This is a genomic window from Streptomyces sp. GL_140 (genome assembly GCF_057834465.1).
Window position 1 is genome coordinate 1,409,109 of the sequence record NZ_CM174404.1, and the last position, 13,929, is coordinate 1,423,037.

Here is a 13,929-nt window from a genome sequence, read left to right on the forward strand (position 1 = left end):
CATGGAGACGCACCGATGGCACCGATGCCGCACACCCGACGCTCCCTGCTGGGCGGATCCCTCGCAGTTCCGGTCGGGATCGCCCTGTCCAGCACCCTGTCCGGCGCCTTCGCCCTCCCGGCGTACGCCGCCCCCGCACCCGCCTTCACCCGGTCCGGCCGCCCGAACGCCCTCTGGGGCGTCCAGTCCGGCGAGATCACCGCCAACTCGGCGACCGTGTGGACCCGGTCCGACCGGCCCGCGCGGATGTACGTCGAGACCTCACCGAGCGAATCGTTCCGCTACGCCGTCCGCCGCCACCGCGGCCCGCTCCTCGGCCCCGGCACCGACTTCACCGGTACCGCCTCCCTGCGCGAGCTCCCGCCCGGCCAGCAGATCCACTACCGGGTGGTCCTCGCCGACCCCGACGACCCGCGCCGGACCGGCGAGCCGGTCCGCGGCACCTTCCGCACCACCCCGGCCTCCCGCCGCCGCGACGTGCGCTTCCTGTGGTCCGGGGACCTCGCGGGCCAGGGCTGGGGCATCAACCCGGAGATCGGCGGCTACCGCGTCTTCGACGAAATGCGGCTGCACGACCCCGACTTCTTCCTCTTCAGCGGGGACACCATCTACGCCGACGGCCCGCTCCAGGCCTCCGTCCCCCTGCGCGACGGCACCCTGTGGCACAACGTGACCACCGAGGAGAAGGCGAAGGTCGCCGAAACCCTCGCCGAGTACCGCGGCAACTTCCGCTACAACCTCCTCGACAGCAACCTGCGCGACTTCAACGCCCAGGTCCCGGTCCTCGCGCAGTGGGACGACCACGAGGTCCGCAACAACTGGTACCCGGGCCAGATCCTCGACGACCCCCGCTACAAGGTGAAGGACATCGACACCCTCGCCGGCCGGGCCCGCCGGGCCTTCGGCGAGTACTTCCCCGTCACCGACCTGCGCGGCGGCCGCGCCGAAGGCCGGATGTACCGGGTGATGCGCCACGGGCCGCTGCTCGACGTGTTCGTCCTCGACATGCGCACCTACCGCGACGCCAACTCCCCCGGCCGCCAGACCGACGACCCCGTCGGCATCCTCGGTTCCGAGCAGCTGGCCTGGCTCAAGCGCGAGCTCTCGCGCTCCCGTGCCACCTGGAAGGTGATCGCCGCCGACATGCCGCTGGGCATCGTGGTCGCCGACGGGACCGCGAACTTCGAGGCCGTCGCCCAGGGCGACCCCGGTGCGCCGCTCGGCCGCGAGCTCCAGATCGCCGAACTGCTGCGCCACATCAAGCACCAGCGCGTCACCGGCACCCTCTGGCTCACCGCCGACGTCCACTACACGGCCGCCAACCACTACGCGCCCGAGCGGGCCGCCTTCACCGACTTCGCACCGTTCTGGGAGTTCGTCTCCGGCCCCATCGGGGCGGGCGGCTTCCCGGCCGGCCGGCTCGACGCCACTTTCGGCCCGGAGACGGCGTACGTGCAGTCCGCGCCGCTCGCCAACATGTCCCCGTCCGAGAACCCCCCGTACTACGGCGAGGTCGAGATCGACGGGGACAGCGGCGAGCTCACCGTCCGGTTGCGGCGCCAGGGCGGCGGGGTGCTCTTCACCCGGACGCTGCAGCCCGGACGGGTGGGACAGTAGGGGATGGGGCCCGGAAGGTTGGGACAGCAGGGGATGAGCCCCGTACCGGCGGCGCCCCTGGAATCGACTCCACGCCCCGATATCTGAAATCAGCCGGAAAACAGGGCGAAATCGGCCAGATGGATCCTTAACCAGTCGGTCACAGATCGTTCGTGATCACGCAACACCCCTGCGTCACAGTGGTCTGCATGACTGAGCGTATTCCTGCCTCTGCCCAGCGTCCCCACCGCCACCACTGGCGCCGGGACCTCGTCGAACTCGCCGCCCTCTTCTGCGCCGTAGCCGTCGCCGACGGCATCGCCAATCTCGTCGCACACGGTCCGCGCGGCCCAGTCCTCCTGGTGGCCTCGGCCGTGGCGCTCCTGGTCACGGCGGCGTTCCACACCTGGTGGGCGCGGCGCCACAGCCATGCGCCGCCTCCCACGGACACGGCGCCCTTCGGTCCGGGCGCGGCGGCCGCCGCCGCGACCACCGCGGCCGCCACCGCGCCCGGACCGGCCACGGACGCCGCGCTCACCACCACGCTGTGGCGGATGCGGACCACCGTGCGCGACGAGCCCGGCAGCCTCGCCGCGATCTGCACCGCGCTCGCCCGCGGCGGAGTGGACATCCTGACCCTCCAGACGCACCCGCTCCCCGAGGGCGGCACGGTGGACGAGTTCCTGCTGCGGGCCCCGCAGCAGCTGCCCTCCGCCGACCTCATCCGGGCCATCGCCGGGGCCGGCGGCCACAGCACCTGGATCGAACGCGCCGACGCCCACGACCTCGTCGACACCCCGACCCGCGTCCTGGGCCTGGCCACCCGCACCGCGCTGGACGCCGCCGAGCTCCCGCTCGCCCTGCGCCAGCTGCTCGGCCGCTGCACCATCCACTCCATCCCGGCGACCACCCTCTCGGGTCGCCCCAACGCCGGCGCGGACGCCCCGGTCGAAGGGGTCCTGGAGGCCACGGTCATGCGGCTGCGCGACCCGTCGGGCGGCGCGATCACCATCGAGCGGCCCTACCTGCCCTTCACCCCGACCGAGTTCGCCCGCGCCCGCGCGCTCGTCGAGCTCGACGCCCGGCTCGGGCCGCGCGTCCCGCGCAGCCAGGACGTGCTGACACTGCCCGAGGGCAACGAGATCACCGTCCGCCGCGCCGACGGCTCCGATCTGGTCGCCGCCCGCGCGATGCACGACCGCTGCTCGGAGCGCACCCTGTCGCTGCGCTACCACGGCCCCGTCGCCGACGCCGACCGCTACCTCGGTCACCTGCTGAGCCCTCGCTTCGGCCGTACCCTCGCCGCGACCACCGCCTCCGGCAAGCTCGTCGCCCTCGGCCATCTGCTCTGGGACGGCGACGAGACCGAGGTCGCGCTGCTCATCGAGGACGACTGGCAGCGCCGCGGCATCGGCTCCGAGCTGCTGGGCCGGCTGATCGGCATGGCCATCGAGGCCGGGTGCGACAGCGTGTACGCCGTCACCCAGGCCTCCAACACCGGCATGGTCGCCGCCATGCGCGGCCTCGGCCTGCCCCTCGACTACCAGATCGAGGAGGGCACCCTGGTGATCACCGCCCGGCTGGACGCGACCCCGGTCAATTCCCGACTGCCGTACGACCTCCCCAGCGAGTCCCGCGGTCTGCCCCGTACGCAGCACTGACGGGCGGGCCGGATCCGACGACGACCGGCGGGCCGGACCCGGCCGAGCAGGGCTCGGGCCGGGGTCCGGCTCGGGTCCGGCTCGACTCCGGGTCCGGCCCGGCTCGGGTTCTGCCGGGCCGCGCCCCGGTGGCCGAATCCCGTCACATGCGCGCCGCTCGGTGAATTCACCCGCGAGACAGCGGTGTTGATCTTCTCCGAAGAGTCCGGCGGATTTCCGGCAGCCACCTCGACAGCAGTTTGAAGCCAATCGGTGATGACGCGGCCCGGTCTCCCGTACGAAGATGTCCACATGTCAGACATCCTCGCCAGCGACAGCGCCGCACGACTGCCCCGCCAGGTCGCCGATTCCTACGTCGACGATCTCATCGCCATCGACCCGATCATGGGCACCTACCTCGGTGTCGCCGCATCCTCCGGCAAGCTCCCGGACCTCTCCCCCGCGGGCCGCGCCGCCGCGGCCGAGCTCTCCCGTTCCACCCTCGTACTGCTCGACGCCGCCGAGCGGCAGCCGGGCGCCGACACCGACGTCGAGCGTCGCTGCGCCCGTCTGCTGCGCGAGCGCCTCACCGCCGAGCTCGCGGTCCACGAGGCCGACGAGGACCTGCGCGCGGTCAGCAACATCCACTCCCCGGCGCACTCGGTCCGCGAGATCTTCACCCTGACCCCGGCCGACACGGACGAGGACTGGGCCGCCATCGCCGAGCGGCTGCGCGCCGTTCCGGCCGCCTACGCGGGCTACCGCGAGTGCCTCGCCCTCGGTCTGGACCGAGGCCTGTACGGCGGCCCGCGCCCCACCGCCACCTTCATCGGGCAGCTCACCGACTGGGCCGGCGAGGCTGCGGCCGACGCGGCGGGCGAGACCTCCGTCGACTTCTTCTCCGAGTTCGCGGCCGGCGGCCCCGAGGCCCTGCGCGGCGAGCTCGACGAAGCGGCCGCCGCCGCGACCGCCGCCGTGGTCGAACTCCGCGACTGGATGCGGGACGTGTACGCCCCCGCGATCGAGGGGCAGCCCGACCCGGTGGGCCGCGAGCGCTACGCCCGCTGGTCGCGCTACTTCAACGGCACCGACCTGGACCTGGACGAGGCGTACGCCTACGGCTGGTCGGAGTACCACCGGCTGCTCGCCGAGATGAAGGCGGAAGCCGCCAAGATCCTGCCGGACGCGGGCCCCTGGGAGGTGCTCAAGCACCTGGACGAGCACGGCACCCGCATCGAGGGCGTGGACGAGGTCCAGGCCTGGCTGCAGGGCCTCATGGACGAGGCCATCGAGAACCTGGACGGGACCCACTTCGAACTCGCCGAGCGGGTCAAGAAGGTGGAGTCGCGGATCGCCCCTCAGGGCGGCGCGGCGGCCCCGTACTACACGAGCCCCTCCGAGGACTTCTCCCGTCCCGGCCGCACCTGGCTGCCGACGATGGGCCAGACCAGCTTCCCCGTGTACGACCTGGTCTCCACCTGGTACCACGAGGGCGTCCCCGGCCACCACCTCCAGCTGGCGCAGTGGACGCACGTCGCGGACCAGCTCTCCCGCTACCAGGCCAGCGTCGGCCTCGTCAGCGCCAACGCCGAGGGCTGGGCGCTGTACGCGGAGCGGCTGATGGACGAGCTGGGCTACCTCAAGGACGCCGAGCAGCGACTGGGCTACCTGGACTGCCAGATGATGCGCGCCGTGCGGGTCATCGTGGACATCGGCATGCACCTGGGCCTGGAGATTCCGGCGGACTCGCCGTTCCACCCGGGCGAGCGCTGGACGGCGGACCTGGCTCAGGAGTTCTTCGGCCTGCACAGCGGCCGCCCGGCCGACTTCGTCGAGAGCGAGCTCACCCGCTACCTGTCGATGCCGGGCCAGGCGATCGGCTACAAGCTGGGCGAGCGCGCCTGGCTGCTGGGCCGCGACAACGCGCGGGCCGCGCACGGCGACTCCTTCGACCTGAAGGCGTGGCACATGGCGGCGCTGTCCCAGGGGTCGCTGGGCCTGGACGACCTGGTGGACGAGCTGTCCAAGCTCTGACCGCACACGGGCGGACAGGCCGGACCGCACGGGAGCCGGCCGGTCCGCCCGCCTCGTACGGGGGCCGGACCCTCCGCCCGGTCCGTCGTCGCGGTGGCCGCTCAGCCCGTTCCGGCGGCCGTGCGGTGGCGCACCACCGAGCCGCCGCGCTGTTTGACGATCTCCAGCTGCGCCTGCACCCGGGTCCGCAGGTCGGCGACGTGGCTCACGATGCCGACGCTGCGGTCGCGTTCGCGCAGCGAGTCCAGTACGTCGAGCACCTCGTCCAGCGCCTGGTCGTCGAGGCTGCCGAACCCCTCGTCGATGAAGAGGGTGTCGAGGCGCATGCCGCCCGCCTCGTCCGTGACCACGTCGGCCAGGCCGAGCGCGAGGGCGAGCGAGGCGAAGAAGGTCTCGCCGCCGGACAGGGTCGCGGTGTCGCGTTCGCTGCCGGTCCAGGCGTCGACCACGTGCAGCCCGAGCCCGGAGCGCCCGCGTCCGCTCGCCTTGGCGTCGGAGTGGACGAGGGTGTAGCGGCCGCCGGACATGCGCAGCAGGCGTACCGTCGCCGCGGCCGCGACCTGTTCCAGCCGGGCCGCGAGCACGTACGCCTCCAGCCTCATCTTGCGTTCGTTGTCGGCGGAGGTGCCCGCGGTGAGTCCGGCGAGCCGGGCCACCCGCTCGTAGGCCTGGCGCAGCGGGCCCAGGGCCCGCAGTTCCCGCTCCGCCTGCTGCGAGAGCCGGTCCAGTTCGGCGCAGCGCACCCGGGAGGCGTCGAAGGCGGATCCGGCGCTACGGAGCTTCGCGGCGGCCCGGGCCGCGTAGGCCTCGGCGGCGTCCGGGTCGGCCGGGGGCAGGGCCGCCGCCGCAGCGGTGTCCTGTTCCCCGCGGCGGTCGGCCAGCATGGCCTCCTCCGCCTGCCAGGCGTCCATCCGGTGCTGCAGGCCGGTGCGCTGATACTCCGGGAGTACGGCGTCGGCCGCCTCGTCCACGGTCTCGAAGCCGGACTTGAACGCGGCGTCGGCGAGCTGGCCGTCGGCCTCCTTCAACCGCGCGGCGGTGGTTTCGGCCCGGCGCAGCGCGGCCGAGGCCGAGGTGACCATCCGGACCCGGTCCTCGAGGACCTCGGCACGGGCCGCGACGCTGGGCGCGTCTCCCCGTACCCGTGCGAGCTCCACCTCCAGTGAGGCCTGTTCCTGGTCGAGGGCCTCGCGGCGGGTGGCCCGCCCGGCGGCCCGGACCTCGGCCTCCAGCCGGTCGGCGCTGCGCACGGCGTGCTCCCGCTCGGCGCGGGCGAGCCGCTCGCGGGCGCCGTGCAGTCCGGCGGCCGCGGTGTGGGCGGCGGCGTGCCGGGTGCTCAGGTCGGAGGCGAGTTCGCGCAGTTCGGCGGTGGTGGCCCCGCCCGCGGCGGCCGCGGCTTCGGCGCGGGCCTCCCGGACGGCGGCCAGCCTGCGCTCGACGTCCGCCCTGCGCTCCTCGGCCTGTTCGAAGCGGGCGTGCGCCGCGTCCTCGGCGGCGCTGTCCACGTGACCGGGGGCCGGCCGGGCCGGGGCCGGGTGCTCGGCGGCTCCGCACACGCTGCACGGCTCGCCCGCCACGAGGGCCGCGGCCAACTCGGCGGCGATCCCGCGCAGCCGGGCCTCCTTGAGCTCCAGCCAGTGCTCCCGGGCGGCGGTCGACTCCTCGCGCGCGGTGAGCAGTTCCCCGCTGGCCCGCTCCGCGTCGGCCTCGAACGCGTCGCGGCGCTCGGCGGCGTGCAGGTGCAGCCGGGCGGGTTCCAGCTTGCCCGCGAGCTGCTCGGCCAGGGTCGCGGCCTGCTGGGCGGCGTCCACCCGCCCGGCCAGCTCGGCCCGGGTGGCGTCCCAGCGGCCGAGCCATTCGGCCGCCTCCTGCTGCTGTTCCTCGGCGGCCCGGGACTCCCTTTCCAGGTGGGCCCGTTCGCGGCGGATCTCGGCGCTGCGCTGCTCGGCCCGGCGGGCGGCTCCGAGCGCCCCGAGGTCGCCGCGCAGCCCCTGTTCCAGCGTGGCCAGCTGCTCGGTGCCCGCCTCGGCGTACTGCGGCGGGAGCACCGACCGGGCCATGGTCTCCGCGTGAGCGGCGGCCATGTGTGCCCCGGCGGCGGCTCCGCGCAGCTCCAGTGCGGGGGCGACGAGGGCTCCGCGGCGGGCCCGGTCGAGCAGGGCGCGCACCCGCTCCCGCTCCGGGGCGGACTCGGCGAGCAGGGCCGCCCGGCGGGTGGTCTCGGCGTGCCGGCGTTGCAGCCGGTCGAGCTCGCGCGCCTCCTCGGCGGCCCGCCGGGCGGCGGCGTGGCGTCCCTCGACGGCGGCGAGCGCGTACTCGGCGACGGTGAGCCGCTCGCGGGCGCAGGAGCGTGCGACGGCGGCCCAGGCGCGGACGGCCTCGGCGAGTCCGGGGTCGCCGGGCTGGTGCCGGGGCAGCGGCCAGGCCCGCAGGTCGGCGCTGTCCCCGGCGGCCTGCGCCAGGCGCTGGGCGGTGTGCAGCACCTGCTCGTCCCCGGCGCGGACCTTGGCTTCGGCGGTCCGGCGCCGCTCGCCCAGCAGGGTCTCGACGGCGGCGAAGCGGCGGGTGTCGAAGAGCCGGCCCAGCAGTCGGCCCCGCGCCACCTCGTCGGCCCGCAGGAAGCGCGCGAACTCGCCCTGCGGCAACAGCACGACCTGGCAGAACTGCTCGCGGCTCATGCCGAGCAGCTGCTCGATCTCCTCGCCGATCTCCTGGTGGGAACGGCTGAGCGCGCGCCAGTGTCCCCCGCCCCCCTCACCCGCGCCCTCGCGGTCGTACTCGCGCAGCCAGCTCTGTGCCTTGTCCTTCGTCGTCCCGGTGCCGCGCTTCTTCGGCCGGTCCTGCTCGGGGCGCCGGGTGATCTCCAGGCGGCGGCCGCCCGCGGTGAGTTCGAGGGTGACTTCGGTCGGGGTGTCGCCGGCGGCGTGGTCGCTGCGCAGGCTGGTGCCGGGGGCCTGGCGGGAGCCGGGCACCGACCCGTAGAGGGCGTAGCAGACAGCGTCCAGGACGGAGGTCTTGCCGGCTCCGGTGGGTCCGTGCAGCAGGAAGATCCCGGCGCCGGAGAGGGCGTCGAAGTCGATCTCCTGCGGTTCGGCGAAGGGGCCGAAGGCGGTGATCCGCAGCCGGTGCAGCCTCATCGGTGGGTCTCCTGCCGGCTGTCCTCGGCCCGTACCTCGTCGAAGGCGCCCTGGAGGACGGCCCGTTCGGCCTCGTCGGAGAAGCCGCCGCCCCCGCGCACGTGGGTGACGAAGTCCTCGGCGATCTCCTGGTCGCTGCGTCCCTTGAGCCGCTGGGCGTAGGAGCCACCGCCGTCCTCGGTGCGTCCCTCGGGGTCGAAGGCGAGGCTCAGGGTGTGGGGGAAGCGCGCGGTGAGCCGGGCCATCGGGTCCTCGGGCCGGACGGCGTCGGTGAGGGTGGCCTCCAGCCAGCAGTCCTCGTAGCGGGCGTACGCGTCCCCGGAGAGCAGCTCCTCCAGCGGCCCCCGGACCCGGGCGAGCCCGCGCGGCACGGGAGTGTCGATGCGCTCGGCTCCGGCGATCTCCCCTTCCGCGCCCAGCTCGATCAGCCACATGGTCTTGCGGTGGTCGGCTTCGGAGAAGGAGTAGGCGAGCGGGGAACCGGAGTAGCGGACCCGTTCGTTGATCGTCTGGCAGCCGTGGAGGTGGCCGAGGGCGGCGTAGTCGACCCCGTCGAAGACGGAGACCGGCACGGCCTCGACCCCGCCGACGGTGATGTCGCGCTCGCTGTCGCTGGCCTGCCCGCCGGTGACGAAGGCGTGCGCGAGGACCACGGAGCGGGTGCCGGGCGCGCGGTCGGCAAGGTCGGCCCGGATCCGGGCCATGGCCGCGCCCAGGACCGCCTCGTGGCTCACCTTGCCCGCCCCGAGGTCGTCCTTGACCAGCGCGGGTTCCAGGTACGGCAGCCCGTAGAACGCCACGTCCCCGTGCGCGTCGGCCAGTACCACCGGGTCGTCGCACCCGGCCGGGTCGGTCCGCAGGTGGATCCCGGCCCGGCCGATCAGCCCGGCCCCGACACCGAGGCGGCGGGCGGAATCGTGGTTGCCGGAGATCATCACGGTGGGCACGCCGAGATCGGCGAGCCGGTGCAGGGCCTGGTCGTACAGCGCGACGGCAGGCAGCGGGGGCACGGCCCGGTCGTAGACGTCACCGGCGACGAGCACGGCGTCGACCTCGCGCTCGCGGGCGGTCTCCACCAGGTGGTCGACGAAGGCGGCCTGGGCGCCGAGCAGGTTCACCCGGTGAAATGACCGGCCCAGATGCCAGTCGGAGGTGTGCAGGAACTTCACTCGCCGGCCCCGCCGCGCATACCGTCTCCCCCTGCTGGATGAACCCGCCGACCGGACCCTGAACCCCTCTACGCTAACGCCTCCCCCGCCCCACCCCGGCCGCTCAGGGCGCGTACGTCTCCCCGCCCAGGGTGAGGGTGGCGCTGCCGGCGGTGCTGTCGGCCAGCCAGGCTTCGAAGGCGGGCAGGTCGGCCTCGGGGAGGGCGACCTCGATCTCCACGGCGGCTCCGTAGCGCAGGTCCACCACGGTCCGCCCGGTGGAGCGCAGGTCGTTCTGGGTCTTCCCGGCCCGCTGGTGGTCGACGGTCACGGTGGCCAGCCGGTAGCGGTGCCGCGTGACGGTGCCGAGCGCGTCGAGGGCTTCGCCGACGACCCCGCCGTAGGCGCGGATGAGCCCGCCGGCGCCGAGTTTCACGCCGCCGTAGTAGCGGGTGACGACGGCGACGGCGTAGCGGATGTCGCGGCGCATCAGCATCTGGAGCATGGGCACCCCGGCGGTGCCGCCGGGCTCCCCGTCGTCGCTGGCCTTCTGGACGGAGGCGTTGGCTCCGATGACGTAAGCGAAGCAGTTGTGCGAGGCGGTGGGGTGCTCCCTGCGGATGCGCGCGACGAACTCCTGCGCCTCCCGCTCCGTCGCGGCGGGGGCGAGCGCGCACAGGAACCGCGAGCGGTTGATCTCCGACTCGTGCACGCCCTCACGGGCCACCGTCACGTACTGGTCTGCCTTCACCGGTCCACCCTACGGGGAATCGGACATGTGTCCTTTCCGTTGTACGACCTGGCAGCAGTCAGCGGCCATGAGAAGCAGCAGGAGGCGGCACACGTGTACGGCGATTCCGCGACCATCCATCCGCAAGATCCTCACCGAGCTCGGCGACACCTGGGCCGTGGTGGGCCTGTCCAACAACCAGGAGCGGGCCGCGTACCGCGTGGCCGAAGTGCTCCAGCGGTACGGCAAGCGCGTGGTCCCCGTGCACCCCAAGGCCGAGACGGTCCACGGCGAGCCGGGGTACCCCTCGCTGGAAGCGATTCCGTTCAAGGTGGACGTGGTGGACGTCTTCGTGAACAGCGCCCTGGCGGGCACGGTCGCGGACGAGGCCGTCGCGAAGGGGGCCGAGGCCGTCTGGTTCCAGCTGAACGTGGTCGACGGTGCCGCCTACGACCGCACCCGCGAGGCCGGTCTCGACATGGTCATGGACCGCTGCCCGGCGATCGAGATCCCCGCGCTCTGAGGTCCCGGCCCGTCGGCGCCCGCGATCCGGTCAGCGCTGGGCGGGTGCCGACGGCGGGACGGTGGCCGCAGGGGCGGACACCGGCGGGATGGAGACCGCCATCGTCATCTCCATCGGCCCGGAGCCCTCGTTGCGGTAGGCGTGCGGGGCGTTCGCCTCGAAGGAGACCGCTCCGCCCGCGGGCACGAGGTACTTCTCGTCGTCGACCACCAGCGTCAGCTCCCCCGCCGTGACGTGCAGCATCTCGAAGGTGCCGGACGGATGCGGGTCCGAGTCGGTCCCCTCGCCGGGCTCCAGGCGGTAGGTCCACATCTCCACCGGCCCGCGCCGGTCGTCGCCGAGCAGCATGCTCGCGCCGCTGCCGCCTTCGGTGGACCACATCCGCACCCCTTGCCCCGGCAGAACCACCTGCACCTGGGGGCTGCGGTCGTAGTCGAGCAGGGTGGTGATGCTCACGCCGAGCGCGTCGGCCAGCTTGACCGTGGTGCCGACGCTGGGGTTCGTACGGGCCTGCTCGATCTGGATGATCATGCCGCGGCTCACCCCCGCACGGGTCGCGAGGGCCTCCAGGGTGAAGCCGCGCTCCCCGCGCCAGCGCTTGAGATTCCGGGCCAGCGCCTGGGTGAGCTGTTCGAGGTCCGACACCTCTACCGTCCAATCCGTCCAACATCATGGACTTGGAGTCCAAGATTTTGAATGACACAGTGCAACAGGCTGAACTATCGTGCGGTGTGCCCGTCGTATAGGACGCTGCACTCCATCATCCACCGCACTGTACTGCGAGGTCCTGCCATGACCGCCCTGTTCGCCCTGGCCACAGCCATCCTGTGGGGGCTCGCCGACTTCGGCGGCGGGCTGCTGACCCGCCGGCTGCCGGCCCTGACCGTGGTCGTGGCCTCCCAGATCGTCGCCGTCGCCGCACTGGGCGCGGTGGTACTGGGCACCGGCGCCTGGCGGGAGGCCGGACCGCAGCTCTGGTTCGCGGTCGGGGCGGGCCTGGTGGGGCCGGTGGCGATGCTCAGCTTCTACAAGGCGCTCGCCCTCGGCCCGATGGGCGTGGTCTCCCCGCTGGGCTCCCTCGGCGTGGTGGTCCCCGTGGCCGCCGGGCTGATGCTGGGCGAGCGGCCCGGCATCGGCCAGTTCGCGGGGATCGCAGTGGCCGTCGCGGGCATCGTCCTCGCGGGCGGCCCGGAGCTGCGCGGCGCCCCCGTGCAGCGGCAGGCCGTCGTCCTCACCCTCGTGGCGGCCTTCGGCTTCGGCGCGGTGATGGCCTTGATCGCGCCCGCCTCCTCCACCGTCCCGGGGCTGTTCCTCGCGCTCTTCGTGCAGCGCGTCACCAACGTCGCGGTCGGCGGCACCGCCCTGTGGGTCCAGACCCGGAGGGGGGTCCCGGCCCTCCCCGCGGACGCGGGCGGCCTGCGGATCCTGTGGGGGCTGCTGCCGGCGCTCGCCTGCGTCGGGCTCGCGGACGTCGCCGCGAACGGCACGTACTCCATCGCCGCCCAGCACGGACCGGTCACCGTGGCCGCCGTGCTCTCCTCGCTCTACCCGGTGATCACCGCACTGGCCGCCTTCGCCGTCCTCAAGGAACGGCTGCGCACCGTCCAGGCCGCGGGCGCGGGCCTGGCCCTGGCGGGCACGGTCCTGCTCGCGGCAGGCTAGACGGCCTGGTGCGTGGCCGGATCAGGCCCTCTCGCAGACGTGGGCATGGCCGTCCAGCGGAAACGGCGGGAAGGCCGGGAGGATCCGGTCGAAGGTGTAGCCGGCCTTCTCCGCGACCCGGCAGGAGCCGAGGTTGTCCAGCTGGTGCACCAGCTCCACCCGGTCCAGCCGGTCGGGGCCCCGGGTCGCGAAGGTGTCGAACGCCCAGGCCGTGACGGCTACGAGGGCCCGCGAAGCCACGCCCCGGCCCCGCGCCGACGCCACCGTCCAGTAGCCGGCCTCCGCCGATCCCGGACGGTCGGTGTCCCACCTCAGCGACACGTTGGCGACCAGCGAACCGGCGCCCCCGTACGGGGCTTCGCGCGCGTCCCCGTACGCGGCCTCGTGGACGGCGAAGCCCAGCCGTTCCCCGCTCTCCCAGCCGAGCCGCTGGTTCTCCAGCCACCGCCGGGCGTCCTCGTCCCCGTCGATCCGCCCCGTCAGCCAGTGCCTCATCGCGGGATCCCGGTACGCCTCGGCCACCGCCGCGACGACTCCGGCATCCGCCGCGTCGGCCCCGCCCCAGGGCCTCAGCACGAGCCCGGCGGCGGAGGACGTCGCCTTCACCCGGATCGTGGGGTTCACTCCGCCTCCGCCACTTCCGCCAGGGCGCGCAGCTGCTCCGGCGTCACTCCTTCGGGAATCGGCACCGGGGCCGGTGTGCGCAGGGGCGGCTGCCAGCCCGTGCCGGGCTCCCAGCGGCGGACGATCCGGGCCGGCGCCCCCGCCACCACGGCGTGGTCCGGCACCTCGCCCCGTACGACGGCCCCCGCGGCCACGACCACGTTGCGGCCCAGCCGCGCCCCGGGCAGGATCACCGAGCCCGTGCCCAGCCAGCAGCCCGGCCCTATCTCCACCGGGGCGCTGCGCGGCCACTGCCTGCCGACGGGCTCGTGCGGGTCGTCGTAGCTGTGGTTGGTGGAGGTGATGTACACCCCGGGACCGCAGAAGGTGTCGTTCCCGATCTCGATCCGGGCGTCGGCGATGACATGGCTGTCGCGGCCGATGACCACGCCGTTGCCGAGGATCAGCATCGGCTCGGCGCCGAGGTCGAGGTCCGGCATCATCCCGACGGTGAGCGTGACCTGTTCACCGATGATGCAGTGGTCGCCGAGCCGGATCCAGGGCTCGCCGAAGACCGTGCCCTGGGGGAAGGCGAGCCGGGTTCCGTGCCCGATCGCGCCGAACCGCAACGGTCCCGGGGTCTGCGCGGTGACCGCACCGGCCCGCTGCATCCAGCGCCAGCCCGCGTGGACGACGCGGGCCGCGAGCCGACGGCGCACGGCCGTCAGAGATGAGAACGTGTTCTGGTTCTTCGCCACCGGGTCACCGTAGCGCGCCGGACGCCCGCACCGCGCCGTGATCTTCACCCCATCTCGGGGGGCCCGGACCGCGTGCCCTACGGTGCCGGTAGCGCGAC

The 13,929-nt window shown here is 73.9% G+C and carries 11 protein-coding genes; 5 read left to right on the forward strand and 6 right to left on the reverse strand.

All coding sequences use genetic code 11. The features are described from left to right. Window positions 1-15 precede the first annotated feature (15 nt). From AC3IYJ_RS06565 to AC3IYJ_RS06575, 3 genes are all read left to right on the forward strand, one after another. Entirely contained in the window at window positions 16-1,617 is a 1,602-nt protein-coding gene (locus AC3IYJ_RS06565; protein WP_489400401.1) for an alkaline phosphatase D family protein, read from the forward strand. 188 nt (window positions 1,618-1,805) lie between these two features. Continuing rightward, window positions 1,806-3,257, forward strand: coding sequence for a GNAT family N-acetyltransferase (locus AC3IYJ_RS06570; RefSeq protein ID WP_489400402.1), 1,452 nt, complete (start codon window positions 1,806-1,808; stop codon window positions 3,255-3,257). Between the two features lie 291 nt (window positions 3,258-3,548). After that, window positions 3,549-5,270 carry a DUF885 domain-containing protein gene (locus AC3IYJ_RS06575; RefSeq protein ID WP_489400403.1) on the forward strand — a complete coding sequence of 574 codons (1,722 nt, stop codon included), beginning with the start codon at window positions 3,549-3,551 and terminating at the stop codon, window positions 5,268-5,270. A 101-nt stretch (window positions 5,271-5,371) separates the two neighbouring features. Here AC3IYJ_RS06575 and AC3IYJ_RS06580 read toward each other — a convergent pair whose 3' ends face one another. The 3 genes from AC3IYJ_RS06580 to AC3IYJ_RS06590 form a co-directional block, all read right to left on the reverse strand. Then, the gene (locus AC3IYJ_RS06580; protein ID WP_489400404.1) at window positions 5,372-8,407 is read right to left on the reverse strand and encodes an AAA family ATPase; all 3,036 of its coding nucleotides are present in this window, start codon (window positions 8,405-8,407) and stop codon (window positions 5,372-5,374) included. Continuing rightward, window positions 8,404-9,576 carry an exonuclease SbcCD subunit D gene (locus AC3IYJ_RS06585; RefSeq protein WP_489400405.1) on the reverse strand — a complete coding sequence of 391 codons (1,173 nt, stop codon included), beginning with the start codon at window positions 9,574-9,576 and terminating at the stop codon, window positions 8,404-8,406. Before AC3IYJ_RS06585 ends, AC3IYJ_RS06580 begins: the two co-directional genes overlap by 4 nt. A 103-nt stretch (window positions 9,577-9,679) precedes the next feature. Next, window positions 9,680-10,306 carry a YigZ family protein gene (locus AC3IYJ_RS06590; RefSeq protein ID WP_489400406.1) on the reverse strand — a complete coding sequence of 209 codons (627 nt, stop codon included), beginning with the start codon at window positions 10,304-10,306 and terminating at the stop codon, window positions 9,680-9,682. A 67-nt stretch (window positions 10,307-10,373) separates the two neighbouring features. On the opposite strand from AC3IYJ_RS06590, the gene AC3IYJ_RS06595 reads away from it, so the two are divergent. After that, a complete protein-coding gene (locus AC3IYJ_RS06595; RefSeq protein ID WP_489400407.1) occupies window positions 10,374-10,808 on the forward strand; it encodes a CoA-binding protein in 435 nt (144 codons plus the stop codon). 30 nt (window positions 10,809-10,838) lie between these two features. On the opposite strand, the gene AC3IYJ_RS06600 is transcribed toward AC3IYJ_RS06595, so the two are convergent. Beyond that, window positions 10,839-11,453 (reverse strand): XRE family transcriptional regulator, encoded by a 615-nt coding sequence (locus AC3IYJ_RS06600; protein WP_489400408.1) that lies wholly within the window; start codon window positions 11,451-11,453, stop codon window positions 10,839-10,841. 147 nt (window positions 11,454-11,600) lie between these two features. On the opposite strand from AC3IYJ_RS06600, the gene AC3IYJ_RS06605 reads away from it, so the two are divergent. Further along, entirely contained in the window at window positions 11,601-12,470 is an 870-nt protein-coding gene (locus tag AC3IYJ_RS06605; protein WP_489400409.1) for an EamA family transporter, read from the forward strand. 21 nt (window positions 12,471-12,491) lie between these two features. On the opposite strand, the gene AC3IYJ_RS06610 is transcribed toward AC3IYJ_RS06605, so the two are convergent. Next, window positions 12,492-13,094, reverse strand: coding sequence for a GNAT family N-acetyltransferase (locus AC3IYJ_RS06610; protein ID WP_489400410.1), 603 nt, complete (start codon window positions 13,092-13,094; stop codon window positions 12,492-12,494). Next, window positions 13,091-13,831 carry an acyltransferase gene (locus tag AC3IYJ_RS06615; protein ID WP_489400411.1) on the reverse strand — a complete coding sequence of 247 codons (741 nt, stop codon included), beginning with the start codon at window positions 13,829-13,831 and terminating at the stop codon, window positions 13,091-13,093. The genes AC3IYJ_RS06610 and AC3IYJ_RS06615 overlap by 4 nt, the downstream gene beginning before the upstream one ends. Window positions 13,832-13,929 lie beyond the last annotated feature (98 nt).

What these genes read in the sequence shown, in the direction of transcription:
- AC3IYJ_RS06565 (WP_489400401.1), top strand. Translation starts at nt 16, where the DNA reads ATGGCACCGATGCCGCACACCCGACGCTCCCTGCTGGGCGGATCCCTC.
- AC3IYJ_RS06570 (WP_489400402.1), top strand. Translation starts at nt 1,806, where the DNA reads ATGACTGAGCGTATTCCTGCCTCTGCCCAGCGTCCCCACCGCCACCAC.
- AC3IYJ_RS06575 (WP_489400403.1), top strand. Translation starts at nt 3,549, where the DNA reads ATGTCAGACATCCTCGCCAGCGACAGCGCCGCACGACTGCCCCGCCAG.
- AC3IYJ_RS06580 (WP_489400404.1), bottom strand. Translation starts at nt 8,407, where the DNA reads ATGAGGCTGCACCGGCTGCGGATCACCGCCTTCGGCCCCTTCGCCGAA.
- AC3IYJ_RS06595 (WP_489400407.1), top strand. Translation starts at nt 10,374, where the DNA reads ATGAGAAGCAGCAGGAGGCGGCACACGTGTACGGCGATTCCGCGACCA.
- AC3IYJ_RS06605 (WP_489400409.1), top strand. Translation starts at nt 11,601, where the DNA reads ATGACCGCCCTGTTCGCCCTGGCCACAGCCATCCTGTGGGGGCTCGCC.